This window comes from Streptomyces sp. NPDC053750, assembly GCF_044544295.1.
Lineage (GTDB): Bacteria > Actinomycetota > Actinomycetes > Streptomycetales > Streptomycetaceae > Streptomyces.
The window spans coordinates 60,159-83,393 of record NZ_JBITXB010000007.1; the positions used below are offsets into that span (position 1 = coordinate 60,159).

Consider the following 23,235-nt stretch of genomic DNA (forward strand, 5'->3'; position numbering starts at 1 on the left):
GCCCCCACCGGCCTGACCCCCGCGGCCGTGGAACACCTCTTCGACCCGCCCCCCCCCCCCCCCCCCCCCCCCCCCCCACCCCCCCCCCCCCCCCCCCGGGGGGCCGGGGCGCCCCCCCCCCCCCCCCCCCCCCCCCGCCCCGTTTGCGTTGGCTCGGGGATGGCGCCAAAAAGGCTTAGTAATGGCGCCATCGATGTGCCATGATGGCGCCATCAGTGACACGGTGCGTGGGCAAGGGGGGTCGGACCATGGGGACAGCGCAGAGCCGGCAGAAGGCGGCACCCACCGCCTTCGCCGCGTTCGCCCGCTTCGTACTCTGCGGCGGCGGGGTGGGGCTGGCCTCCAGCTTCGCCGTGGCGGGCCTCGCCTCCTGGGTCCCCTGGGCCCTGGCCAACGCCCTGATCACCGTGGGCTCCACGCTGCTCGCCACCGAACTGCACGCCCGCTTCACCTTCGGCGCGGGCGGGCGCGCGACCTGGCGCCAGCACACGCAGTCGGCAGGATCCGCGGCGGCCGCCTACGCGGTGACCTGCGGGGCGATGGTCGTCCTGCACCAGCTGGTGGCGGCGCCCGGTGCGCTGCTCGAGCAGGCCGTCTACCTGTCCGCCTCCGCACTCGCCGGGGTCGCGCGGTTCGCGGTGCTGCGCCTGGTCGTCTTCGCGCGGCAGTGCCGTACCGAGCCCCTCATGGCGCGGGCGTCGCTGGTGGGTCAGCTCTCGTAAGGGAAGCGTCAAAGGCGTTCGGATCGCCGTCAGGAAGCCATCAACGGAGGTCGAATCCGGCCACGGAGGGGCTTTCCTCGTCGTGTCAGATCCTTGTCCGCACCTCACTAGGAGCTCGCGATGGCCGACGTGGCCTTCGTCGTCATCACGATCGCGGTGTTCGCGCTCGTGGCTCTCGCCGCCAAGGGGGTGACGAAGCTGTGACCGCGGAGAACATCGTCGGCCTGATCGTGGCCGTCGCCCTGCTGGGCTACCTCGTCCTCGCCCTCATCCACCCGGAGAGGTTCTGAGCACGTCATGAGCCCCGTCCTCGCCGGCGTGCTCCAGCTGCTCGCGCTCATGGCCGCGCTGGCGTTCGCCCACATACCCCTCGGCACCTACATGGCCCGGGTCTACTCCTCCCCCAAGCACCTGCGGGTCGAGAGGTGGATCTACCGGGCCATCGGTGCCGACCCGGACACACAGATGCGCTGGACCGCGTACCTGCGCGGCGTGCTCGCCTTCTCCGCCGTCGGCGTCCTCTTCCTCTACCTGCTCCAGCGGCTCCAGGGCGTGCTGCCCGGCTCGCTGGGCTTCGTCTCCATCGACCCGGACCAGGCGTTCAACACCGCCGCGTCCTTCGTGGCCAACACCAACTGGCAGTCGTACTACGGCGAGCAGGCCATGGGTCATGTGGTGCAGACCGCCGGTCTGGCCGTACAGAACTTCGTCTCCGCGGCGGTCGGCATCGCGGTCGCCGTCGCCCTGGTACGCGGGTTCGCCCGGTCCCGCACCGGCGAGCTGGGCAACTTCTGGGCCGACCTGGTCCGTGGTGTCGTCCGCGTCCTGGTGCCGATCGCGGCGGTCGGCGCGGTGGTCCTGGTGGCCTGCGGAGTGATCCAGAACTTCTCGGGCATCCATGAGGTCGGCCAGTTCATGGGGGACTCGCAGCAGTGGAACGGCGGGGCGGTCGCCTCGCAGGAGGCCATCAAGGAGCTGGGCACCAACGGCGGCGGGTACTTCAACGCCAACTCCGCCCATCCCTTCGAGAACCCGACGCCGTTCACCAACCTCTTCGAGATCTTCCTGATCCTGCTGATCCCCTTCTCCCTGACCCGGACCTTCGGCCTCATGGTCGGCTCGGTCCGCCAGGGCTACGCGATCCTCGCCACCATGGCCGGCATCTGGGTCGGCTTCACCGCCCTGATGATGTGGACCGAGTTCGCCCACCACGGACCGGCCCTGGAGATCGCGGGCGGGGCGATGGAGGGCAAGGAGCTCCGCTTCGGGGTCGGCGGCTCGTCGATCTTCGCGGTGGCGACCACGCTGACCTCCACCGGCGCGGTGGACTCCTTCCACTCCTCCTTCACCGGGCTCGGCGGCGGCATCACCATGCTCGGCATGATGCTGGGCGAGATCGCGCCCGGCGGTACCGGTTCCGGTCTCTACGGCATGCTGATCATGGCGGTCATCGCGGTGTTCATCGCCGGCCTGATGGTCGGCCGCACCCCGGAGTACCTCGGCAAGAAGATCGGCACCCGGGAGATCAAGTTCGCCGCCTGCTACATCCTGATCACCCCGGCGCTGGTCCTGGTCTTCACCGCCGCGGCGATGGCCCTGCCCACCCCGGCCGACTCGATGACCAACACCGGGGCGCACGGCTTCTCCGAGATCCTCTACGCCTACACGTCCGCGTCGAACAACAACGGCTCGGCCTTCGCCGGTCTGAACGCCGACACCCAGTGGTTCAACACCACACTGGGCCTGGCGATGCTCCTCGGTCGCTTCCTGCCGATGGTGTTCGTCCTGGCGCTCGCGGGCTCGCTGGCCGAGCAGAAGCCGGTCCCCGCCTCCGCGGGCACCCTGCGCACCGAGAAGCCGCTGTTCACCGGCCTGCTGGTGGGCGCCGTCCTCGTCATCACCGGCCTGACCTACTTCCCGGCGCTCGCCCTGGGCCCGCTCGCGGAAGGCCTGGCGGCATGACGTACGACACGCGGCCCACCCACGCGCAGCCCACCCCCACGCAAGCCGCCGGCACGCAGCCCATCCCCACCCACCAGCACGAGGACGCGATGTCCACAGCCACTCCACCTCAGACCCGGGCGCCGCACGGCGACACGCCCACCGGGCACCGGCCGGACCAGGGCCGGGTCGGCGCGGGCCTGTTCGACCCCGGGCAACTGGTCACGTCGCTGCCCGACGCCTTCCGCAAGCTCGACCCGCGGGTCATGGTCAAGTCACCGGTCATGTTCGTCGTCCTCGTCGGCTCCGTCCTGACCACCGTCTTCTCCTTCAAGGACCCCGGCGACTGGTTCGGCTGGACGATCAGCGGCTGGCTCTGGCTGACCGTGCTCTTCGCCAACCTGGCGGAGGCGGTCGCCGAGGGCCGCGGCAAGGCCCAGGCCGACACCCTGCGCAAGGCCAAGACCGACACCGTCGCGCGCAAGGCCGACGGAACCGTGGTCCCCGGCACCGAGCTGACCATCGGTGACCTGGTGGTCTGCGAGGCCGGGGACGTCATCCCCGGCGACGGGGACGTCGTCGAGGGCGTCGCCTCGGTCGACGAGTCGGCGATCACCGGGGAGTCGGCGCCCGTCATCCGCGAGTCCGGCGGCGACCGGTCCGCGGTCACCGGAGGCACGAAGGTGCTCTCCGACCGCATCGTCGTCAGGATCACGACGAAGCCGGGCGAGACCTTCATCGACCGGATGATCAACCTGGTCGAGGGCGCGGCCCGGCAGAAGACGCCCAACGAGGTCGCGCTGAACATCCTGCTGGCCTCGCTGACCGTCGTCTTCCTGCTGGCCTGCGCCACGCTGCCGCCGCTCGCCGACTACGCGGGCACCCACCTGACGATGGTGGTGCTGGTGGCGCTGCTGGTCTGCCTGATCCCGACCACCATCGGCGCCCTGCTCTCCGCCATCGGCATCGCGGGCATGGACCGCCTGGTGCAGCGCAACGTGCTGGCCATGTCGGGCCGCGCCGTCGAGGCCGCCGGTGACGTCTCCACGCTGCTGCTGGACAAGACGGGCACGATCACGCTGGGCAACCGGCAGGCCGCCGGCTTCGTGCCGGTGCGCGGCACCACCGAGGCGCAGCTGGCGGACGCCGCCCAGCTCTCCTCGCTGGCCGACGAGACGCCCGAGGGCCGCTCCGTCGTCGTCCTCGCGAAGGAGGAGTACGGGCTGCGGGAGCGACAGCAGGGCGAGCTGGCCGGCGCACAGTGGATCGAGTTCACCGCCCAGACCCGCATGTCCGGTGTGGACGTGGACGGCCGCAAGGTGCGCAAGGGCGCGGCGGGTTCGGTCCTCGCCTGGGTCCGGGAGCGGGGCGGCACGGTGGCCGCGGACGCGGAGGCGACCGTCCACCGCATCTCCGAGGCGGGCGGCACCCCGCTGCTGGTGGCGGTCGAGGACGAGCGCGGTGCCCGGGTCCTGGGCGTCATCCACCTCAAGGACGTCGTCAAGGAGGGGATGCGCGAGCGGTTCGAGGAGCTGCGGCGCATGGGCATCAGGACGGTCATGATCACGGGCGACAACCCGCTGACGGCCAAGGCGATCGCCGACGAGGCCGGCGTCGACGACTTCCTCGCGGAGGCGACGCCCGAGGACAAGATGGCGCTCATCAAACGGGAGCAGGCCGGCGGCAAGCTCGTAGCGATGACCGGCGACGGCACCAACGACGCGCCCGCGCTCGCGCAGGCCGACGTCGGCGTGGCGATGAACACCGGCACGTCGGCCGCCAAGGAGGCCGGCAACATGGTCGACCTCGACTCCAACCCGACCAAGCTGATCGAGATCGTCGAGATCGGCAAGCAACTCCTCATCACCCGCGGCGCCTTGACGACGTTCTCCATCGCCAACGACGTCGCCAAGTACTTCGCGATCATCCCGGCGCTGTTCGCGGCGGTCTACCCGGGCCTGGACAAGCTCAACATCATGGGCCTGTCCTCGCCCGACTCCGCGATCCTGTCCGCGGTGATCTTCAACGCCCTGATCATCGTCGTGCTGGTGCCGCTCGCCCTGAAGGGCGTGCAGTACCGGCCGGTGAGCGCCGACCGGATGCTCCGCCGCAACCTCGCCGTCTACGGTCTGGGCGGGCTGATCGCCCCGTTCGTCGGCATCAAGATCATCGACCTGCTCGTCTCGCTCGTCCCCGGGATCGGCTGAAGGACATGAACACCTCCGTAACCAACACCGCCCGGCTCCTCGGGGCGGGCCTGCGCGCCCTCCTCGTCCTGACCGTGGTCACCGGCATCGTCTACCCCCTCGTGATCACCGGCATCGCCCAGGGACTCTTCCCCGGCAAGGCGAACGGCTCGGAGATCAAGGCGGACGGCAGGGTCGTCGGCTCGTCCCTGATCGGTCAGTCGTACAACCTGCCGCTGAAGAAGGGCCAGGAGACCCCGGAGCCGGACCTGAAGTGGTTCCAGGGCCGCCCGCAGAACGGCCTCGGCACCAACAGCGTCAACACGCAGTACGAACTCATCCTGTCCGGCGCCACCAACCGCTCCGCCGACAACGCGGAGCTCGTCCAGTGGGTGAAGGACGCCAAGGCGGCCGTCGTCAAGGACAACTCCGTGGCCGGCTACACCGTCGACCCCTCCGACGTGCCCGCCGACGCGGTCACCTCCTCCGGCTCCGGCCTGGACCCGGCCATCTCCCCCCAGTACGCCGACCTCCAGGTCCACCGGGTCGCCGAGAGGAACGGCCTGCCCGTCGCCCGGGTCCAGCGGCTCGTCGACGAGCACACCGAGAGCCGCACCCTCGGCTTCATCGGCGAACCCCGGGTGAACGTGCTCCCGCTCAACATCGCCCTCAGGGAACTCGTGGCCGAGCGCTGACGGGGCTGTGCCGACGAGGTGGGGGCCGGTCGGTGATGTTTGCCAACGATACCCACGGGGGGTATATCTAGAGGTGCCAGAGGTACCCCCTGGGGGTACCTGACCGTCTTCCTGGGAGGAACCCATGTCCTGCTGCACCCCTGACGGCAGCTGCTCCACCGGCACCGGCACCGCCACGACCACGGCCGTGCCCACGGCGGGCGCCACCACGGTCTACGACGTCGCCGGGATGACCTGCGGGCACTGCAAGGCCACGCTGACCACGGAGATCGGCGCCCTGGACGGTGTGCTGGCGGTCGACGTCGACCTCGAGGCCGGCCAGGTCTCCGTCACCACGGCGCACGAGCCCGACGACGCGCTGCTGGCCAAGGTCGTCGACGACGCCGGTTACGAGCTCACCGGCCGCGCCGCCTGAAGCAGCCGACCTCGTAGTGGGGCCGACGGCGCCCGTTTGCGGTGTGCGGCGCGGTGATACCCGGCCAGCACCGAGGCAGCGGGCGCTGTCGGGCACCCTGCCGGCAGAAGAAGAGGAGCGGCCCCATGAGCACGACCGTCAACGACATGCTCCGTACGTACCCCGCCGACCTGGGCGGTGTGGACCGGGATGCCATGGCCAGGTGCATCGAGGAGTGCATCGCCTGTGCGCAGGCGTGTACCGCGTGCGCGGACGCCTGTCTGTCGGAGGGCATGGTCGGTGATCTGACCAAGTGCATCCGCACCGACATGGACTGCGCCGACGTCTGCGAGGCCACCGCGTCGGTCCTGTCCCGGCACACCGGCTACGACGCCAACATCACCCGGGCCGTTCTGCAGGCGTGCGCCACCGTCTGCAGGGCGTGCGCCGACGAGTGCGCCGCCCATGCGGACATGCACGAGCACTGCCGGGTCTGCGCCGAGGCGTGCCGACGCTGCGAGCAGGCGTGCAACGAACTGCTCGCCGCACTGGGCTGAGGCGCGGCAGCACGAGGCCGGGCGGCCCCCGGACTTCCTGGGGGCCGCCCGGCCTCTTACTGATTCGGGTCAGTGATAGGCGTGGACGACGGCGTGGCCCTTGCCGCGGCCGATCATCCACTTGTTGACCGGCGTGGTGATCACGAAGGCCACGGCGAAGCCGCCGAGCAGCGCGTACCAGAACAGCCCGTCGGACAGGTGCGCGTCCATCGCTCCCGGCGTCAGCGCGATGATGCCGTTGTCGACCAGCTCCATCACCGCGATGGAGACGGTGTCGGCGGCCAGCGCGACCTTGATCGCCACCTTCAGGGACACTCCGGCGCGCACCACCGCGAAGAGGGTGAAGGAGTAGCCGAAGACGAAGGCGAGGCTGATCGCGAGCACCATGGTCGGCACGTTGCCCCACATCAGGGCGGTGCCGATGACCATGCCGAGGATCTCGCCGATGGCGCACCCGGTGAGGCAGTGCAGCGTGGCCTTCATCGCCATCGCCCAGGTCGTGCCGTGCGCGGTCGTGCTGTGCGCGTGGCCTCCGTGGTCGCCGTGACCGCCGTGATGCGCGCTGTGGTCCATGACCTTCCTCCCCATGCGACGTCCCGCAAGGACCCTGACGGCCCCACCGCCAGAACCATATACCCCAGGGGGGTATTCCACGCCCGGTATCTCGGATGAACCGACGCGGGATGCGGTCAGCCCTTGCCGAGCAGCTGCTTCATCTGCTCGATCTCCGTGCTCTGCGAGGTGATGATCTCTGCGGCCATCGTGGTGGCCGGACCGTAGGCGCCGTCGGCCTGCTCGGTCTTCGCCATCTCGACCGCGCCCTCGTGATGCTTGATCATCAACTCCATGAAGGCGGTGTCGAACGCCTGGCCCGAGCTCTTCTCGAGCGCGGCCATCTCCGCGCCCGTCATCATGCCGCCCATGTCGTGCGTCGAGTGGTCCATCGCACCCTCGGCGGGCACGTCCTCGCCCCAGGAGGTCAGCCATCCGGAGAGCGTCTCGATCTCCGGGCCCTGGGCCTTCCTGATGTCCGCGGCGAGCTTCTTCACCTCGGCCGACTTCGCCCGGCCGGGCGCGAGGTCGGCCATCTCGATGGCCTGGCGGTGGTGGGGGATCATCCCCTTCGCGAAGGCCACGTCGGCGACATTGTGCTGCCCCTGCGAGACCGATGCCGAGGCCGAGGCCGATGCCGAGGCCGAAGCGGAAGCGGGCGAGGAGGCGGTGGCGCTGTGGCCGCCGTGTCCGGCCGAGCTGTCGCCGCCGTCGCTGTCGCCGTCCCCGCCACAGGCGGCCAGGACGAGCGCTGCCGCACCCGCGGCGACAACGGCGGCACTACGGCGGACGAGTGAACGCTTGCGGATCATGTTGGTGCAACTCCTTGAAACGCGCCGTTCGCGGCGCGCGAGGGAAACGGATGTCAGGGCGCGCGGAAGCACGGCACCACCCGCCACCGGAGACACCGGGCACAGGGATGCCGAGCAGGCCGCTCTATATCCGCAGAAGTTGCAGCTCGGAAAGGTCGGGCGGGGCCCGGCCGTCATGAGGCCGATCCAAGAACGCCGCAGTGGGCGCCGAGGTCGCAGACGCGTCCACCAGGACGCCGATCAGCGCGGGCGGCGTGTACGCCGACCCGATCCCGGCAGCCGCACACGTCCCGTCGGCGTGATCGAGATGACCCGATCCACCGTCCGTGTGCGCACACCCCCCGCCCGCGTGCGGAACGCCGTCCGGCGGGTCCGTCACCATCGCGTGTCCGACACCCGACTGCGGCGCCGGCACCCCTCCGGGCGCGAGGCCGTGCATGCCCAGCACACCGGCCAGCACCGTCAGCGCCAGCAGCACGAGCAACCGCCCGCCCGGGCGGCTGCTTGATCGGATGCTCCTGGCCACGCGCCCATCGTACGGACCCACCGCGGGCCGGCACGCTCGCCGGCCGTCCCGGCCCGCGCCTGCGTGCACGGCCTCGGCCGGGCAGGGCTCAGGGGCACACCAGGCAAGAGGACTGGGATCCCAGGGCATGACCGTGCGTTCCAGCCCGTCGGGACCGGGTCACGCCCGGGAGCCGCAGCCACGGTCTTCCGTCCTGCTCCGGGACGCTTCGTCCCCTCCGCTCCTGGTCAGGGACCGAAAGCCCGGAGTGTCGCGTCGACGAGCGAATCCGCATACGCGGTCGTCAGCGGACCGCTACGGTGCAGCCACCTCAGGAAGAGCGGCGCGTAGAGCATCTCGAGGGCCAGGTCGAGGTCGGCGTCGGGGGCGAGCTGGCCCGCCTTCTGGGCGCTGACGAGGCGTGCCTTCTTCGCCTCGTCCAGCGGCCCGGCCAGCTTCTCGCGGTACTCGGCCGCCAGTGCGGCGTCGTTGGCGATTTCGGTGTTGAGAGCGCGGATCAGCTTGTCGAAGGACGGGTCGGCGAACTCCTCGACCGTGGCGCGCATGACGAGCCCCAGGTCGGCTCTGAGGTCGCCGGTGTCCGGCAGCGTGACCGACTGCCCGTCCGCATCCTCGCTCAGAGCCAGAAGGGCGGCGACGACGACCGCGCTTTTCGACGGCCACCGCCGGTAGATCGTCTGCTTGCCGACGCCGGCGCGGGCGGCGATGGCCTCGACGGTGACCTTCTCGTACGTCTCTTCGGTGACCAGGGCGCGGGCCGCCGCGAGGATCGCCTGCCGGGACCGTTCCTTGCGCCGGGAGTGGTCCGGCCCTTTCTCCTGGGACATGCGTCCAGCCTACTCACAAAAGGAAACGAGACGAACCGTATTGCAATGATCGCCTCGATGTCCTACGCTCAAAACGAACCGAGACGGCTCGTTTTACTTACCTGGGGTGACGCATCATGACGGACGCAAGGGTCTGGCTCATCACCGGCGCATCCCGCGGCCTGGGACGTGCTTTCACCGAGGCCGCCCTGGCAGGCGGCGACCGCGTGGTGGCTGCCGCCCGCAACGTCGGGCCCCTGGATGAACTGGCCAAGGAGTACCCCGACCACCTGGTCCCGCTCCCCTTGGACGTCGCCGACCGCCGGGTGGTGTTCGACGCGGTGGAGCAGGCGGTGGCCGCCTTCGGCAGGCTGGACGTCGTCGTCAACAATGCGGGCGCGATGCTCTACGGCATGGTGGAGGAGGCCACGGAGGAGCAGGTCCGGGCACATATGGACGTGAACTTCTTCGGCGCCGTGTGGGTGGCTCAGGCGGTCCTTCCGCACCTGCGCGCCCAGGGCGGCGGGCGGCTTCTCCAGGTCACCTCGATGGGCAGCGGCGGCGGCATGGCCACCGTCGGCTACTACGGTGCGGGCAAGGCCGCACTGGACTCCGTGAGCGAGGCACTCGCGATGGAGGTCGAAGGGTTCGGCATCAAGGTCACCATCGTGCAGATGGGCGGCTACAACACCGGCTTGTTCACGGCCGGCACCACGAACACCGAACCCCTGGCGCAGTATCAGCCCCTGCGCACCGAGATGGAGGCGATGTGGGGCGATGCCGTCGCCCCGGAGCCGGACACCGCCGCCCCGGTCATCATGAAGCTGGCCGCACTGCCGGATCCGCCCCGGCGGCTGATTGTCGGCAGTCAGTCCTTCGATCATGTCTTGGAGATGGACCGAGCCCAAGCGGATCTGTACCGGTCCTGGGAGCACCTGAGCCGTATCGCTCCAGGGTGATCGGGTTCGCCGGCCGAGTCGCCGGCCTCGCCCGGGAGGTGGCACACCGGTCATCTGCGAGGAAAAAACACCCTGTGCGACTGCTGTCACACCTGAGGAAACGCGACCTCGGGCCGATCGGCCGAGGGTCCCCTGTAGCGCCCGGTCGTCGGCGTCATCGACCGCCCGCCTGGAAACGTTCAGGGCGTTCGCACTACGGAGCTTGGTGAGGAGGGCCCCGGGCAGTCGGGCCATACTCAGGCTTCGGCACGACTGCCTGTTTCGGGTGTGGCAGTGGGAGCGTGCTCAGTCGAAGCGAAGATCGGACAACTGCTTGCCCACCAGAGTGGCGTCGTCGTTGGGGAGGGGATCGGTCGCTCTGGTGATGAGAACTGAGGCCATCTCCCGGCCCGCCCTGCGTACGCGGGCGGACAGACCTTCCGTATGCGCGCCGCTGCCGGATCCCCAGTCCTCCGACGCCGCGTATACACCGGTGGGGAGGACCACGGCTTTCAGATAGGAGAGGAGGGGACGCATGGCATGGTCCAGAACCAGAGAGTGCCGGGGCGTACCACCGGTCGCACCTATGAGGACCGGCTTGCTTGCGAGGGCAACTGGGTCGATCAGGTCGAAGAAGGACTTGAACAGTCCGCTGTAGGACGCTGAAAACACTGGCGTCACAGTCACGAGACCATGGGCGTTGGTCACCGCCCCGATCGCGGCGGCCAGCGGCGGTGGGGGAAACCCGGTGACGAGGTTGTTGGCGATGGCGCCAGACAGGAGGCGCAGTTCGATGACCTCCACCTCCGTCTCGTGGCCTTGAGCAGCGACCTCGTCGCGGACCGCCTCTGTAAGACGGTCGGCCAGCAAGCGGGTGGATGAGGGGGTGCTCAATCCCGCGGACACAGCGACCAGCTTCATGCGGCGGTCGCCTCCTTGGAGGCTGCTTCTGCGGTGGCCAGCAGGGAGGCGTGGGTGGGGGCGTCCGGCACGTTCGCCGGGCGGTTCTTGGCGAACTCCTCGCGCAGCACCGGCACGACCTCCTCGCCGAGCAGGTCGAGCTGCTCCAGGACGGTCTTCAGCGGCAGTCCGGCGTGGTCCATCAGGAAGAGCTGGCGCTGGTAGTCACCGGCGTAGTCGCGGAAGGCGAGGGTCTTCTCGATCACCTGCTGCGGCGAGCCGACCGTCAGCGGGGTCTGCTCGGTGAAGTCCTCCAGCGACGGCCCGTGCCCGTAGACCGGCGCGACGTCGAAGTACGGGCGGAACTCGCGCACCGCGTCCTGGCTGTTCCTCCGCATGAACACCTGGCCGCCGAGCCCGACGATCGCCTGCTCGGGGGTGCCGTGCCCGTAGTGGGCGTAGCGGTTGCGGTACAGCTCGACCATGCGCTTGGTGTGGTCGGCGGGCCAGAAGATGTTGTTGTGGAAGAAGCCGTCGCCGTAGTACGCGGCCTGCTCGGCGATCTCCGGGGAGCGGATCGAGCCGTGCCAGACGAACGGCGCGACGCCGTCCAGCGGGCGGGGCGTGGAGGTGAAGCCCTGGAGGGGGGTGCGGAACTTGCCCTCCCAGTTCACGACGTCCTCGCGCCACAGGCGGTGCAGCAGGGCGTAGTTCTCCACGGCGAGGTTGATGCCCTCGCGGATGTCCTTGCCGAACCAGGGGTAGACCGGGCCGGTGTTGCCGCGCCCCATCATCAGGTCCACCCGGCCGTCGGCCAGGTGCTGGAGCATCGCGAAGTCCTCGGCGATCTTCACCGGGTCGTTCGTGGTGATCAGGGTCGTGGAGGTGGACAGCACCAGCCGCTCCGTGCGCGCCGCGACGTAGCCGAGCATCGTGGTCGGCGACGACGGCACGAACGGCGGGTTGTGGTGCTCGCCGGTCGCGAAGACGTCGAGCCCGACCTCCTCCGCCTTCAGCGCGATGGCGACCATGGCCTTGATGCGCTCACGCTCGGTCGGCGTACGTCCCGTGGTCGGGTCCGGGGTGACGTCACCGACGGTGAAAATACCGAACTGCACTGGTCCTCCAGTCTTCCTACTGATCGGGTACTTTCCGAACGTATGAGACCCCAGAGCCTGCGAGATGCCTCTACGTGCACAGGAAGTGGCCTCGCAGTGCTCTTGCTCGGGCTTCGACCTCCGATCCGTGGGGTCGACAACGAGGAGGCGCCTGCGACCGCCAGTCGACGTGCCGCTCGCCCACGCCCGCGCGCTGGCCCACTCGCGCGAGGCCGGCGGCCTCCCGGGCCGATCCGGCGGCGCGGAGTGTCGCGCGAGAGGTGGAGACGCATGCTCTTGTCAGCGCTAGGGGGCGACACGGTGCGTGATGCGCCAGAACCGGGAAGTGTCCAGTTCTGGGGCACGGGCCTCGTTGCACGGTGGGTCCCACTGTGTGGCCACCGCGTCGTAGCAGTGACCGCCCGCGCTTGCCAGAGCAGGCAGGCGGACGGTTGCGCGTCGTATGGGATGCGCTGGATCCCCCTCCGGTGATCCGAAACCGCGGCTGGCTGGTCAGGTACGGACCAGGGGTGTGTCGACCAAGTGCTCGGCCAGGAACCACGCCTGTCGCTCACCGGTCCTGATCACTTGGGAGACCAGCAGATCGTTGGTGCCGTCGTCGCCGTTTCCGGCCGCCCGGGCTGCGGCGTCATGGGCGTCCACAAGGATCGTCTCGTGTGCCTCCAGCAAACGGGAGAGCATGGCGGGCACCTCCTCCGCCCCGTTCGGCGGCCTCGGGATCGACGTGATCTCAGCGACGTGTCGGGAATCTCCCACCGCGACACCGCCCAGCGACTGGACCCGCTCGGCGAGGGCGTCGATGATCTCCAGCTGTTCCCCCGCGTGCTGGTCCAGGACCAGGTGCAACTGGTAGAAGGTGGCCCCCCGCATCAGCCAGTGGTGCTTCTTGTAGAGGCCGTGGAGGATCTGCGTGTCGGCGAGGACCTTGTTCAGACGTTGGCAGGAGTACATCCGCGTCTGGTACGAGAGGGCGACCGGGAACTGCTTGACGGTCCCGAACTCCTGGATCACCTCCCCCTTCTGATGCAGCCAAGGCTGACTTCCATGGTGGGCGGACGAGTTGATGGTCATGCGCGTCTCCCGCGTGTGGTGCTGCATGTACCTCGGGGACGTTAGGTTCCTGGTCCGGTGCCGCCTTGACCGGCAGCGCACGCGGTGGTGACCGACGGCGCACTGCCGGTGCCGCCTTGACCGGCAGCGCACGCGGTGGTGACCGACGGCGCACTGTGCCCTGCCCCGGTGCCGGCCTTTCACTCTCGGGCAAGTACGCGTGCGTCGGCGGACTCGGCCCGTCTTCCGGCCGCTCTAGCGTCGGCCGAAGAGCCCGTGCCCTGTGAGCCGGCGGAACGAGGAGAGGTATGAGCGGGAACGAGCAGGCCGACGTTGTGGTCGTCGGACTGGGACCGGGCGGCGAATACGTCGCCGGCACGCTGGCCGAAGCAGGGCTGGACGTGGTGGGCGTCGAGGCGGAACTCGTGGGCGGCGAGTGTCCGTACTGGGCGTGCGTGCCGAGCAAGATGATGATCCGGGCCGGGGACGTGCTTGCCGAGGCAGGCCGGGCGCCCGTCCTGGCCGGAGCGGCCGCTGTGACTCCGGACTGGACGATCGTGGCGGGACGGATCCGCGACGAGGCCACTGACGACTGGAAGGACGATACCGCCGCGGACCGCTTCACGGCGAAGGGCGGAAGACTTGTCCGGGGAACTGGGCGGCTCGCCGGGCCAGGCCGGGTGACGGTGGAGGGCCGCACCTTCGAGGCCCGGTGCGGTGTGGTGCTCGCCACCGGCACCCGGCCCCGCATCCCTCCGGTGCCTGGCCTGGAGCGGACGCCGTACTGGACCAGCCGCGACGCCATGGCCGCCGGGGAACTGCCGGCATCCCTGGTCGTACTGGGCGGCGGTGCCATCGGCGCCGAGCTCGCCCAGGTCTTCGCCCGTTTCACCAGCGATGTCACGGTGATCGAGGAGCGGGACCGGCTGCTGCCGCAGGAAGAACCGGATGCGGGGGAGTTGGTGGCGCGGGCGCTTCGTGCCGACGGTGTCACCGTTCTCACGGGTGTGCGAGTACGGGAGGTGAGCCATGAGGGCACCGGGTTCACCGTGTGCCTCGACGGCGATGGAAGGCTGTTGAGGGCAGAACGGGTCCTGGTCGCCACCGGACGGTACGCCGACCTGGCCGCCCTGGGGGTCGACACGGTGGGGCTCGATCCGGAGGCGGGAGCGGTCCCCACGGACGGACGGATGCGCGCCGGGACGAGGCTGTGGGCGGTCGGCGACATCACCGGCCGGGGCTCCTTCACTCATGTGTCGATGTACCAAGCCGAGATCGCCGTACGGGACATCCTCGGTCAGCCCGGTCCCGACGCCGACTACCGGGCTTTGCCCCGAGTCACCTTCACCGATCCGGAGATCGGGGCCGTGGGGCTGACGGAGCGGCAGGCCCGGGACCGAGGGCTGCGGATCCGCACCAGCGTGGTGCCTCTGTCCTCCTCCACACGTGGCTGGATCCACGGGCCGGGCAACGAGGGGTTCGTCAAACTCGTCGAGGACGCCGACCGGGAGGTGCTGATCGGCGCCACCTCGGCGGGACCGGTGGGCGGCGAGGTGCTCTACGGGCTCAACGTAGCCGTCCACGCGGAGGTACCGGTCGACCGGCTACGGCACATGCTCTACCCGTACCCCACGTTCCATCGGACGGTCGGGGCGGCTCTGGGAGCTCTCCGCTGAACCGCCGACTCGCCTCGCTGACACCGCGGGACACCAGGCGGTGGCGCACGATGGCCGGCCGCGATTCCGGTGAGCCGCACCGGACCTCCACCCCTCTGGAGCTCTTCTTCGACCTGTGCTTCGTCGTCGCGGTGGCGCAGGCGTCCGGGAGCCTGCACGCAGCCCTGGAGACCGGCGATCCCGTCACCGGCGTGCTGCGCTTCGCGCTGGTGTTCTTCACCATCTGGTGGGCGTGGATGAACTTCACCTGGTTCGCTTCCGCCTACGACCCGGACGACGTTCCGTACCGTCTCTCGGTGCTCCTGCAGATAACGGGATCACTCGTGCTCGCAGCAGGCGTGGACCGCGCCTTCGAGGCCGGTGATCTGACCGTCATCACCGTCGGGTACGTCGTACTGCGCACGGCTCTGGCCGCACTCTGGCTGCGTGCCGCGCTGGCCGACCCCGTTCGACGCAGGACCGCGCTGCGTTTCGCCTCCGGTGTGGCTCTGTGCCAACTCGGCTGGGTGGGGCTGCTTCTCGTCCCGACGAGCCTGATGCTTCCGGGCATAGTGGTGATGATCCTGGCCGAGTTGTCCGTTCCCGTGTGGGCCCAGTCCGCCGGAATGACCCCCTGGCACCCGGGCCACATCGCGGAGCGTTACGGGCTGTTCACGCTCATCGTGCTGGGTGAATCCGTGGCGGCGGCCACCGTCGCCGTCCGCGGTGCCTTCAACCGGCACCACGGCACCGGTCCGCTCTGGACGCTGGCGGCGGGCGGCCTGCTCATGGCCTTCGCCATGTGGTGGTTGTACTTCGCCCGCCCCGCGCACGCCCTGCTCGCGACAACCCACCAGGACCACCGCAGGAGGTTTCCCTGGGCCTACGGCCACTACCTCGTGTTCGCCTCGGCGACTGCGGAGGGCGCCGGCCTTGCCTCCTATGCCGACCACGTCACACGCCACACCACGGCCACGTCGGCCGCCGCTGGTGCCGCGATCACCGTCCCGGCGGCCGTGTTCCTGCTGACGGTCTGGGCGGTGCAACTGCGACCGCACCAGAAGAGCCCGGCCGAACGCCTTCTGTTCCCTGTGGCAGCGGTCGGGGTCCTGGCGGCTTCCTGGACCGCCGCCCCCGCGCTCGTCTCCGGGCTGCTCCTGGCGGCCGCGGCCGTGGTGGCCGGGGCGCGGCGCCGCTGATCCACTCCCTTCCGCTGGATGGTCTGTGCCGATGGACACTGAGGGCCGCGCGGAACCAACAGAGCCCCTTCGGCCGTCGGCGTGCTGAGTGACATCACCACGCCGACGACGTAAGGGGCCCTGCCTCGTCACCGCCCCCGATGCCCCGCCCACTTCGTCCGCCGGCACAGGATGCAAGTGCCTCACTGAAGGAGGCGGAGCGGCTTTTCCACCTATGGCTTCACATCGAGACGCACGAGCGCGCCGATCTCGACGAGTTGCTCCGGCAGTGCCAAGTCGGCAACACCCATGACCGTGCTGGTGGGCCGGTGCTTCCCGAAGTATTCGGCGTGGAGGCGTGCCGTCGTGTCGAAGTTCTCGCGCAGGTTTCTCACCAGAACCGTGGTCTCTACTATCTGGCTACGCTCGGCCCCGAACTGCCTCAGCACCAGATCCAGATTCTCCAGCGTGGTCCGGACCTGCAGTTCGAAGTCGTCGGCCCCCACGAAATTGCCGTGACGGTCGTGAGACAGCTGCCCCGACACGTAAACCGTGTCACCGACCTGAGTGGCCTGGCTGTACCCGTACAACGATTCCCACGGCATGTCGAACCCGAATGCCTTCACTTGAGGGCGCATGGATCAATCCCTTGAAACAGTTTGTGGGCCGTCAGTTGCAGACAGGCCCCTTACGCGCAGAGGCTACGGGTTCGTGTGAACGATGCTTGTCTGGCAGTGCCGTCGATGTGTTCTCCGCGTGTGCAGAATTGGCTGCGGTGGGTCCCTTCGGTGCCCGTGCGACGAGCGGAATCGTCGTGTCGGCGGCGGGATGCTCTGCCCCGTCACCGCGTCCGCTGACCAATCGACTTCACCCGCCGGCACAGGATGAAGGCTCGGTGCACTCTGGGAACGCATCCCGTGCACTACTGGAAAAAACGGTTCCTGGGGTGCGGCCTAGGTTTGCGGTGCAGGAAACAAAGTGACGACCGAATGCACGCGCAGGCAGATTGTTCCCCGTCCGCTGATCGTGGCGTGCGTTGAAGTCGGTGCGGACGGCATCGGCGTTTCCCGTTCTGTAAGAAGGAGGACGAAAAGGTGTCTACGATGCCGGTCGGTGGGCTTACTCACCGCGCCACCGACAACGCCGCAGACCTGGTCGTTCGCAACGCCAAAATCCACACCGGAGATGCGATCCGTCCGCAGGCCGAGGCGATCGCCATTCGCGACGGCGTCATCACCGTGGTCGGTGACGACAACGACGTCGCCCCGCACGTCGGTCCAGATACGACAGTGGTCGACGCGCTCGGCCGCCGGATGATTCCGGGTCTGAACGACGCGCACTTGCATGTCATTCGTGGCGGTCTCAATTACGTACTCGAACTGCGCTGGGACGGCGTCCGCACGCTTCGCCAGGGGCTGGCGATGCTGCGACAGCAGGCGGCACGCACACCCAAGGGCCAGTGGGTACGGGTCGTGGGCGGATGGTCCGCCGAGCAGTTCGCCGAACGGCGGCTGCCGACCGTCACCGAGCTGAACGCCGCCGCACCCGACACCCCGGTCTTCGTCCTGCACCTGTACCAGGCCGCGGTACTCAACCGGGCAGCCGTCAAGGCCGCCGGCCTCACTCGGGAGACGCCCGATCCCAAAGGCGGTCAGATCGTACGGGGGCGGGACGGCGAGCCGACGGGCATGCTGCTGGCGGCTCCCAGCGCGCTCGTCCTCTACTCGACTCTTGCGAAGGCCCCGATGCTGGAGGGGGAGGACAGGAAGACCTCCACTCGGCACTTCCTGCGGGAGCTGAACAGGTTCGGCCTGACATCGGCGATCGACGCGGCCGGAGGGTTCCAGAACTTCCCGGACAACTACAGCACGGTCGTCGAACTGGCGAAGGCGGGGCAACTGTCCTTGCGCATCGCCTATCACCTGTTCCCGCAGACCGCCGGCCAGGAGATCGATGACCTCAGGCGCTGGATCGAAGTGGCCCGGCCCGAGGACGGAGACGAATGGCTTCGTCTCAACGGAGCGGGCGAGAATCTGACGTGGGCGGCGGCGGACTTCGAGAACTTCGCCGAGCCGCGGCCGGAACTGGGCGACTACGAGACGGAGTTCGAGAAGGCCGTACGTCTCCTGATGGAGCACGGTTGGGGTTTCCGTCTGCACGCCACGTATGACGAGACCATTCGCCGGGACCTCGCGGTTTTCGAGAAGATAGCGGCGGACGGACTTTTTCCGGCGGGCAACCGATGGCTGTTCGACCATGCGGAAACCGTCTCCGCGGACAGCCTGGACCGCATCGCCGCCCTCGGCGGCGCCATGTCCGTGCAGAACCGCCTTTCCTTCCAGGGTGAGGCGTTCCTCAGCCGCTACGGCCCTGGAGCTGCTGCGGACGCCCCGCCGCTGCGGGCCATGCTGGAGCGTGGACTGACCGTCGGGGCCGGCACCGACGCCACCCGGGTCTCCACCTACAACCCGTGGATCGCCCTGCACTGGCTGGTCACCGGCCGCACCGCGGGCGACCTGGTCCTGCGTCCACCGCACAACCGGGTCGACCGCCGGACCGCGCTGGCGATGTTCACCGAGGCGGGCGCCTCACTGACCGGGGAGGAAGGGGTCAAGGGCGTCCTGCGCAGCGGTTTCCTCGCCGATCTGGCGGTCCTTTCCGAGGACTACTTCACCGTCCCCGAACAGGACATCGCGCACATCGAGTCCCTGCTGACGGTAGTCGGTGGCCGGATCGTCCACGCGGCCGCCGAGTACGAGGGCCTCGAGGAGGAACTGCCACCGGTCAGCCCCGCATGGAGCCCGGTGGCTCACTTCGGCGGCTACCAGGCCACGCCCGCCACGGGATTGTCGGGCGCTCGCCAGGCGGAACTGCTGGGCCAGGCCGTCACCGAGTCCGAGCAGCACCGCCAGTGGCGGGCCCGGCGCACTCTCGACCCCCAGCCGTCGAGCACGCTCTTCGACCCCTGCTTCTCCCTCTGATCTCCCGGGAACCGCCGGTCACGAGCCGTCCCTCCCGGGTGTTCCACCGCATCGCGGCACACCGCGCACGGCGCGGCCGTACTCACCCGCGGACACCTGTCCGCGTCCATCCCCTCAGGAAAGGCTTTCCCATGGTCAACGTCTCCGAGGTCACCGCGGCCCCCAGCCCCGACCTGCTCACCCCGGACAACTGTGCCGTTCTGTTCGTCGATCACCAGCCGCAGATGTTCTTCGGCACCGGCAGCGGCGACCGCACCGCGATCATCAACGCGACCGTCGGGCTGGCGAAGGCCGCCAAGGTGTTCGACGTACCGGTCGTGCTGAGCACCGTGGCCGCCGAGTCCTTCTCCGGACCGCTCCTGCCGCAGCTGGCCGGGGTCTTCCCCGAGCAGGAGATCGTCGACCGGACCACGATGAACGCCTGGGAGGACGCCGCCTTCGTCGACGCGGTCAAGGCCACCGGCCGCAAGAAGCTCGTCATTGCCGGGCTGTGGACCGAGGTCTGTGTCGTCCTGCCCGCCCTCTCCGCCCTGGCTCAGGGCTACGAGGTCTACGTGGTCACCGACGCGTCCGGCGGCGTCAGCCCGCAGGCCCACGAGCACGCCGTCCAGCGCATGCTCCAGGCCGGCGTGGTCCCGGTCACCTGGGTCCAGGTACTGCTCGAACTGCAGCGTGACTGGGCGCGCGGCGAGACCTACATGTCGGTCATGGACGTCGTGAAGGAGCACGCCGGTACCTACGGCCTCGGCGTCGTCTACGCGCAGGCCGTCATCGGAGCCCACGCCGCCGGCTGAACCGCTCACACACGCCGCGGTCACGGAGACCGAGTCAGGAACAGGCAGGGAAACCATGGATGCTGGACTGCTGGTCCTCCGGCTGGTGACGGGATTGCTCCTCGCCGGTCACGGAGTCCAGAAGGTGAGCTTCCGGCTGGGAGGCAACGGCCTCGCAGGCGGAGCCGAGGAATTCCGCCGCGACGGGTTCCGCGGTGGCCGGATCACCGCGGTCGTCGCGGGCGCCAGTCAGATCGGCGCCGGCCTGTTCCTGGCCGCCGGCCTGCTCACCCCGCCGGCCGCGATGGCGGCCATGGGAGTGATGACGGTCGCGGGCACCGTCAAGCGGCACAAGGGCCTGTGGGTGCAGAACGACGGATACGAATACCCAACGGTCCTCGTCGCCGTCTTCGCGGCGCTGGCCCTCACCGGGCCCGGCCGGTGGTCGCTCGACCGGGCGCTGGACCTCGACCCCTGGCCGCTGTGGGTCGTCCTTTGCGCGCTCCTGGCCGGCCCGGTCAGTGGACTGCTCACGCGCGCCGTGCTGCACCGCCCGGCCACCGATACGGAAAGGAAGCACAGTGCGCAGGCTGCTGAATGACATGGTCCGTACGCTCGCGCCGCCCAGGCAGGACCGCCACGGCCCGCTGCCTCCCCTGATGCTCACGCTGACGCTGGTGACCGGCCTGGTCGACGCGGTGAGCTATCTGGCGCTCGGGCATGTCTTCGTCGCCAACATGACGGGCAACGTGGTGTTCCTGGGGTTCGCCCTGGTCGGCGCCGCGGACCTGTCCGCGGTCGCCTCCGTCGTGGCGTTGGCGGCCTTCCTCACCGGAGCGCACGCCGGCGGCCGACTCGCCGACCGGTTCGCGACCCACCGAGGAAAACTGCTGAAGGCGGCCACAGCCGTACAGACGGTGCTGGTCGCTGTCACCGTGGCCGCCGCGGCGGTCACCGACGGGCAGGTCACCACGGTCGTCCGGTACACACTGATCGTCTTTCTCGGACTCGCCATGGGCCTGCAGAACGCCGCGGCCCGGCGACTCGGAGTCCCCGACCTCACCACGACCGTGCTGACCCTGACGCTGACGGGCCTGGCCGCGGACTCCGGCCGGGCCGGCGGTGAGGGACCGCGGCCCGGCCGCCGGATCCTGTCGGTGCTGATCATGTTCCTCGGCGCCTACGCGGGCGCACAGCTGGTGCTGCACGACCACCTCGTGCTCACCCTCGCCCTGATCCTCCTGCTCCTCGCCCTCACGACCATGGTCACGCACCGTCTCTCGGCCGCCGAACCGGCCTGGATCCGGTCGCCGTCCTGAGCCGTGGGTGCCCCGGTGTCAACGAAGACGCGTCGATGGCGGGCTTCGGCCTGGTCCCCGCTCACAGCGCGCGTCTTCCGCGCCCTGTGGATCGCACAGCTCGTCTCCAACGTCGGCAGCTGGATGCAGACGGTGGGCGCGCAATGGCTGCTGATCGGGCACAGTGCCGAACTGGTGACGCTCGTCCAGACCGCGTCCAGCCTGCCCGTCATGCTGCTGGCCCTGCCCTCGGGCGCGCTGGCCGACCGTTACGACCGCCGCAGAGTGCTGCTGGCCGCTCAGATCGCCATGCTCGCCGTCTCCTCCGGGCTGGCCGTCCTCGCGTTCGCAGGGAAGCTCACGCCCGGGATCCTGCTCGGCCTCACCTTCCTGATGGGGTGCGGAACCGCCCTGATGGGTCCGGCCTGGCAGGCGATCCAGCCGGAGCTGGTGGAGCGGGACAAGCTGGGCGAGGCCGCCGCGCTCGGCGCCGTGAACATGAACCTGGCCCGTGCGCTCGGGCCGGCCCTCGGCGGGGCGGTCGTCGCGGCGGCGGGTGCCGGCTGGGTCTTCGCCTTCAACGCGGTGTCCTACCTGGGTATCGCCGCCGCACTCCTGTTCTGGAGGCGGCCGCGGCCTCAGGCACCCACGGCCGGGAACGAGAGCGTCCTGACGGCCCTGGGCGTCGGCCGCCGGTACGTGTGCAACGCGCCCGGGGTCCGCCGGATCCTGCTCCGCACGGTGCTGTTCATACCCGGCGGCGCCGCGCTGTGGTCGCTGCTCCCCCTGGTCGCGAGCCGCTCCCTGGAACTGGGCTCGGGCGGGTACGGTCTGTTGCTCGGCGCGGTCGGTGTCGGCGCCGTGGGTGGTGCCTTCGTCCTGCCGGCCGTGCGACGCACCCTCGGTGCGAGCGGCACACTCGCCGCCGGTGCCGTCGTGTTCGCGGCGGTGCTGGTCGTCCTGGCGACGGTGCCGGTTCCCTGGCTGACGGTGGTCGTGCTGCTTCCCGCCGGGCTGGCCTGGATCGGCGTGCTGTCCACCCTCAACGCGGATCTCCAAGCGAGGCTGCCCGGCTGGGTGCGGGCACGAGGGCTGGCGGTGTACCTCCTGGTCTTCCAGGGCGGGCAGGCCTTGGCGGCGCCCGTGTGGGGCGCGCTGGCCGCCGGCGCGGGACTGACCGTCTCCCTCCTGACAGCCGCCGCGTCGCTCCTGGCCTGCGCGGTGAGCACCCGCCGCTGGCCGCTGAACGCGGACGCGGTCGACCCGACGCCGTCCGACCACTGGCCCGCCCCGCCGCTGGTGTTCGTGCCGGGCCCGACCGATGGCCCGGTGCTGGTCTCGGTGTCCTACCGGGTCGGCTCCGAGAGCAGGTCCGCGTTCACCGACCACATGGCCTACGTGGCTCGTTCGCGTCGGCGCACGGGAGCCTACGCCTGGGGGCTCTATCAGGACGGTAACGATCCGGGAAGGTTCATCGAGAACTACCTGGTCGCCTCGTGGTCCGAGCACCTCGCCCAGCACCACGACCGGCTCACGGCCACCGACCGCGGGCACGAGGAACTTGCCCGTCGCCTGTTGGTGCCGGGTACCGCACCCGAGGTGACGCATGCGTTCGACGTCACCGCCGGGCCCGTGGTGCGCGACGTGACGCGGCCGGCCGACGGGGCCCGCACATCGGCTGACGTCCACCCGGCAACCCGGCGGGCTGTGCCGCGCGGGTCAGTCCCATCGGCCGGTGAGCGCGTCCAGGGTTCGGTCCAAGTCGATGTGGAAGCTCTCCGTTCCAGGCGGTACGAGAGAGACGGACCGCCGCAGGAACGCGGTGACCGGTGACTCAGCCACGTCTATCACCGCCACGCCGGCCGGGGACCTCAGGACGATCCGCATGAACCGCGGATGGCGACCGTGCCGGGGGATCACGAGCACGTCCCCGATGCCGACGGGGCGACGCAGGCCCTCGATGAGCAACGAGCGGGCGAACACCCAGTCCACGGGGTCGGCTGCCGGCGCGCCGAAGGAGAGGCGGACGGCGTACGGGTCATCCGGATCGTAGAGCAGCACCGCGGGTAGCGGGGCCGACATCCCGCCCGGGACGCTGACGTGCACCGTCGTCCTGTGGGCGACTGACGGTTTCCGCGGATCGTTCACTTGCT

General features: G+C 69.7%; 24 protein-coding genes. 15 read left to right on the top strand and 9 right to left on the bottom strand.

The genetic code is table 11. The features are described from left to right. Nucleotides 1-248 precede the first annotated feature (248 nt). The 7 genes from ACIGO6_RS20935 (at nt 249) to ACIGO6_RS20965 (ending at nt 6,495) form a co-directional block, all read left to right on the top strand. The gene (locus ACIGO6_RS20935; protein WP_399878361.1) at nt 249-722 is read left to right on the top strand and encodes a hypothetical protein; all 474 of its coding nucleotides are present in this window, start codon (nt 249-251) and stop codon (nt 720-722) included. Nucleotides 723-922: 200 nt separating this feature from the next. Further along, the gene (gene kdpF / locus ACIGO6_RS20940; RefSeq protein ID WP_037922167.1) at nt 923-1,012 is read left to right on the top strand and encodes a K(+)-transporting ATPase subunit F; all 90 of its coding nucleotides are present in this window, start codon (nt 923-925) and stop codon (nt 1,010-1,012) included. A gap of 7 nt (nt 1,013-1,019) precedes the next feature. After that, nucleotides 1,020-2,684 carry a potassium-transporting ATPase subunit KdpA gene (kdpA, locus tag ACIGO6_RS20945; protein WP_399878364.1) on the top strand — a complete coding sequence of 555 codons (1,665 nt, stop codon included), beginning with the start codon at nt 1,020-1,022 and terminating at the stop codon, nt 2,682-2,684. A gap of 89 nt (nt 2,685-2,773) precedes the next feature. Further along, the gene (gene kdpB / locus ACIGO6_RS20950; protein ID WP_399878932.1) at nt 2,774-4,870 is read left to right on the top strand and encodes a potassium-transporting ATPase subunit KdpB; all 2,097 of its coding nucleotides are present in this window, start codon (nt 2,774-2,776) and stop codon (nt 4,868-4,870) included. Nucleotides 4,871-4,875: 5 nt separating this feature from the next. Beyond that, nucleotides 4,876-5,544: a potassium-transporting ATPase subunit C gene (locus tag ACIGO6_RS20955; RefSeq protein ID WP_399878365.1), complete on the top strand. Its 669-nt coding sequence runs from the start codon at nt 4,876-4,878 to the stop codon at nt 5,542-5,544. Between the two features lie 124 nt (nt 5,545-5,668). Then, nucleotides 5,669-5,959 (top strand): heavy-metal-associated domain-containing protein, encoded by a 291-nt coding sequence (locus tag ACIGO6_RS20960; RefSeq protein ID WP_399878366.1) that lies wholly within the window; start codon nt 5,669-5,671, stop codon nt 5,957-5,959. 125 nt (nt 5,960-6,084) lie between these two features. Beyond that, entirely contained in the window at nt 6,085-6,495 is a 411-nt protein-coding gene (locus ACIGO6_RS20965) for a four-helix bundle copper-binding protein (protein ID WP_399878368.1), read from the top strand. A gap of 69 nt (nt 6,496-6,564) precedes the next feature. Here ACIGO6_RS20965 and ACIGO6_RS20970 read toward each other — a convergent pair whose 3' ends face one another. The 4 genes from ACIGO6_RS20970 to ACIGO6_RS20985 all read right to left on the bottom strand — a co-directional run bounded on the left by ACIGO6_RS20970 (nt 6,565) and on the right by ACIGO6_RS20985 (nt 9,212). Then, nucleotides 6,565-7,068 (bottom strand): DUF4396 domain-containing protein, encoded by a 504-nt coding sequence (locus ACIGO6_RS20970; RefSeq protein ID WP_399878370.1) that lies wholly within the window; start codon nt 7,066-7,068, stop codon nt 6,565-6,567. A 116-nt stretch (nt 7,069-7,184) separates the two neighbouring features. After that, complete coding sequence (locus tag ACIGO6_RS20975; RefSeq protein WP_399878371.1) at nt 7,185-7,859, bottom strand: DUF305 domain-containing protein; 675 nt, start codon at nt 7,857-7,859, stop codon at nt 7,185-7,187. Between the two features lie 124 nt (nt 7,860-7,983). Beyond that, the gene (locus ACIGO6_RS20980) at nt 7,984-8,385 is read right to left on the bottom strand and encodes a DUF6153 family protein (RefSeq protein ID WP_399878373.1); all 402 of its coding nucleotides are present in this window, start codon (nt 8,383-8,385) and stop codon (nt 7,984-7,986) included. Between the two features lie 227 nt (nt 8,386-8,612). After that, entirely contained in the window at nt 8,613-9,212 is a 600-nt protein-coding gene (locus ACIGO6_RS20985; RefSeq protein WP_399878375.1) for a TetR/AcrR family transcriptional regulator, read from the bottom strand. 116 nt (nt 9,213-9,328) lie between these two features. On the opposite strand from ACIGO6_RS20985, the gene ACIGO6_RS20990 reads away from it, so the two are divergent. After that, nucleotides 9,329-10,150, top strand: coding sequence for an SDR family NAD(P)-dependent oxidoreductase (locus ACIGO6_RS20990; protein ID WP_399878377.1), 822 nt, complete (start codon nt 9,329-9,331; stop codon nt 10,148-10,150). A gap of 285 nt (nt 10,151-10,435) precedes the next feature. Here ACIGO6_RS20990 and ACIGO6_RS20995 read toward each other — a convergent pair whose 3' ends face one another. The 3 genes from ACIGO6_RS20995 to ACIGO6_RS21005 all read right to left on the bottom strand — a co-directional run bounded on the left by ACIGO6_RS20995 (nt 10,436) and on the right by ACIGO6_RS21005 (nt 13,218). Beyond that, the gene (locus ACIGO6_RS20995; RefSeq protein WP_399878379.1) at nt 10,436-11,050 is read right to left on the bottom strand and encodes an FMN reductase; all 615 of its coding nucleotides are present in this window, start codon (nt 11,048-11,050) and stop codon (nt 10,436-10,438) included. Continuing rightward, nucleotides 11,047-12,147 carry an LLM class flavin-dependent oxidoreductase gene (locus ACIGO6_RS21000; protein WP_399878380.1) on the bottom strand — a complete coding sequence of 367 codons (1,101 nt, stop codon included), beginning with the start codon at nt 12,145-12,147 and terminating at the stop codon, nt 11,047-11,049. Before ACIGO6_RS21000 ends, ACIGO6_RS20995 begins: the two co-directional genes overlap by 4 nt. A gap of 492 nt (nt 12,148-12,639) precedes the next feature. After that, the gene (locus ACIGO6_RS21005; protein ID WP_399878382.1) at nt 12,640-13,218 is read right to left on the bottom strand and encodes a Dps family protein; all 579 of its coding nucleotides are present in this window, start codon (nt 13,216-13,218) and stop codon (nt 12,640-12,642) included. 287 nt (nt 13,219-13,505) lie between these two features. Here ACIGO6_RS21005 and ACIGO6_RS21010 point away from each other — a divergent pair, with 287 nt between their 5' ends. Together ACIGO6_RS21010 and ACIGO6_RS21015 are read left to right on the top strand one after the other, a co-directional pair. Further along, complete coding sequence (locus ACIGO6_RS21010; protein ID WP_399878383.1) at nt 13,506-14,873, top strand: dihydrolipoyl dehydrogenase family protein; 1,368 nt, start codon at nt 13,506-13,508, stop codon at nt 14,871-14,873. A 50-nt stretch (nt 14,874-14,923) separates the two neighbouring features. Further along, on the top strand, nt 14,924-16,051 hold the full coding sequence (locus ACIGO6_RS21015; protein WP_399878385.1) for a low temperature requirement protein A: 1,128 nt from the start codon (nt 14,924-14,926) through the stop codon (nt 16,049-16,051). A gap of 212 nt (nt 16,052-16,263) precedes the next feature. Here the strand turns inward: ACIGO6_RS21015 and ACIGO6_RS21020 are convergent, their stop codons facing one another. After that, nucleotides 16,264-16,668: a RidA family protein gene (locus ACIGO6_RS21020; protein WP_399878387.1), complete on the bottom strand. Its 405-nt coding sequence runs from the start codon at nt 16,666-16,668 to the stop codon at nt 16,264-16,266. A 465-nt stretch (nt 16,669-17,133) separates the two neighbouring features. Between ACIGO6_RS21020 and ACIGO6_RS21025 the strand changes: the two genes are divergently transcribed. From ACIGO6_RS21025 to ACIGO6_RS21045, 5 genes are all read left to right on the top strand, one after another. Next, nucleotides 17,134-19,011: an amidohydrolase gene (locus ACIGO6_RS21025; protein WP_399878934.1), complete on the top strand. Its 1,878-nt coding sequence runs from the start codon at nt 17,134-17,136 to the stop codon at nt 19,009-19,011. A 131-nt stretch (nt 19,012-19,142) separates the two neighbouring features. Further along, entirely contained in the window at nt 19,143-19,805 is a 663-nt protein-coding gene (locus ACIGO6_RS21030; RefSeq protein WP_399878389.1) for a hydrolase, read from the top strand. Nucleotides 19,806-19,860: 55 nt separating this feature from the next. Next, on the top strand, nt 19,861-20,385 hold the full coding sequence (locus ACIGO6_RS21035; RefSeq protein WP_399878391.1) for a DoxX family protein: 525 nt from the start codon (nt 19,861-19,863) through the stop codon (nt 20,383-20,385). Further along, nucleotides 20,366-21,103 carry a YoaK family protein gene (locus tag ACIGO6_RS21040; RefSeq protein ID WP_399878393.1) on the top strand — a complete coding sequence of 246 codons (738 nt, stop codon included), beginning with the start codon at nt 20,366-20,368 and terminating at the stop codon, nt 21,101-21,103. The genes ACIGO6_RS21035 and ACIGO6_RS21040 overlap by 20 nt, the downstream gene beginning before the upstream one ends. A 15-nt stretch (nt 21,104-21,118) precedes the next feature. Continuing rightward, nucleotides 21,119-22,915, top strand: a complete 1,797-nt coding sequence (locus tag ACIGO6_RS21045) for an MFS transporter (protein WP_399878395.1) — start codon at nt 21,119-21,121, stop codon at nt 22,913-22,915. On the opposite strand, the gene ACIGO6_RS21050 is transcribed toward ACIGO6_RS21045, so the two are convergent. Further along, entirely contained in the window at nt 22,802-23,164 is a 363-nt protein-coding gene (locus ACIGO6_RS21050; protein ID WP_399878936.1) for an SsgA family sporulation/cell division regulator, read from the bottom strand. The two genes, ACIGO6_RS21045 and ACIGO6_RS21050, sit on opposite strands and share 114 nt — an antisense overlap. Between the last annotated feature and the right edge of the window lie 71 nt (nt 23,165-23,235).

What these genes read in the sequence shown, in the direction of transcription:
- ACIGO6_RS20935 (WP_399878361.1), top strand. Translation starts at nt 249, where the DNA reads ATGGGGACAGCGCAGAGCCGGCAGAAGGCGGCACCCACCGCCTTCGCC.
- kdpA (WP_399878364.1), top strand. Translation starts at nt 1,020, where the DNA reads ATGAGCCCCGTCCTCGCCGGCGTGCTCCAGCTGCTCGCGCTCATGGCC.
- kdpB (WP_399878932.1), top strand. Translation starts at nt 2,774, where the DNA reads ATGTCCACAGCCACTCCACCTCAGACCCGGGCGCCGCACGGCGACACG.
- ACIGO6_RS20955 (WP_399878365.1), top strand. Translation starts at nt 4,876, where the DNA reads ATGAACACCTCCGTAACCAACACCGCCCGGCTCCTCGGGGCGGGCCTG.
- ACIGO6_RS20960 (WP_399878366.1), top strand. Translation starts at nt 5,669, where the DNA reads ATGTCCTGCTGCACCCCTGACGGCAGCTGCTCCACCGGCACCGGCACC.
- ACIGO6_RS20965 (WP_399878368.1), top strand. Translation starts at nt 6,085, where the DNA reads ATGAGCACGACCGTCAACGACATGCTCCGTACGTACCCCGCCGACCTG.
- ACIGO6_RS20970 (WP_399878370.1), bottom strand. Translation starts at nt 7,068, where the DNA reads ATGGACCACAGCGCGCATCACGGCGGTCACGGCGACCACGGAGGCCAC.
- ACIGO6_RS20975 (WP_399878371.1), bottom strand. Translation starts at nt 7,859, where the DNA reads ATGATCCGCAAGCGTTCACTCGTCCGCCGTAGTGCCGCCGTTGTCGCC.
- ACIGO6_RS20985 (WP_399878375.1), bottom strand. Translation starts at nt 9,212, where the DNA reads ATGTCCCAGGAGAAAGGGCCGGACCACTCCCGGCGCAAGGAACGGTCC.
- ACIGO6_RS20990 (WP_399878377.1), top strand. Translation starts at nt 9,329, where the DNA reads ATGACGGACGCAAGGGTCTGGCTCATCACCGGCGCATCCCGCGGCCTG.
- ACIGO6_RS20995 (WP_399878379.1), bottom strand. Translation starts at nt 11,050, where the DNA reads ATGAAGCTGGTCGCTGTGTCCGCGGGATTGAGCACCCCCTCATCCACC.
- ACIGO6_RS21005 (WP_399878382.1), bottom strand. Translation starts at nt 13,218, where the DNA reads ATGACCATCAACTCGTCCGCCCACCATGGAAGTCAGCCTTGGCTGCAT.
- ACIGO6_RS21010 (WP_399878383.1), top strand. Translation starts at nt 13,506, where the DNA reads ATGAGCGGGAACGAGCAGGCCGACGTTGTGGTCGTCGGACTGGGACCG.
- ACIGO6_RS21015 (WP_399878385.1), top strand. Translation starts at nt 14,924, where the DNA reads ATGGCCGGCCGCGATTCCGGTGAGCCGCACCGGACCTCCACCCCTCTG.
- ACIGO6_RS21020 (WP_399878387.1), bottom strand. Translation starts at nt 16,668, where the DNA reads ATGCGCCCTCAAGTGAAGGCATTCGGGTTCGACATGCCGTGGGAATCG.
- ACIGO6_RS21025 (WP_399878934.1), top strand. Translation starts at nt 17,134, where the DNA reads ATGCCGGTCGGTGGGCTTACTCACCGCGCCACCGACAACGCCGCAGAC.
- ACIGO6_RS21030 (WP_399878389.1), top strand. Translation starts at nt 19,143, where the DNA reads ATGGTCAACGTCTCCGAGGTCACCGCGGCCCCCAGCCCCGACCTGCTC.
- ACIGO6_RS21035 (WP_399878391.1), top strand. Translation starts at nt 19,861, where the DNA reads ATGGATGCTGGACTGCTGGTCCTCCGGCTGGTGACGGGATTGCTCCTC.
- ACIGO6_RS21050 (WP_399878936.1), bottom strand. Translation starts at nt 23,164, where the DNA reads ATGTCGGCCCCGCTACCCGCGGTGCTGCTCTACGATCCGGATGACCCG.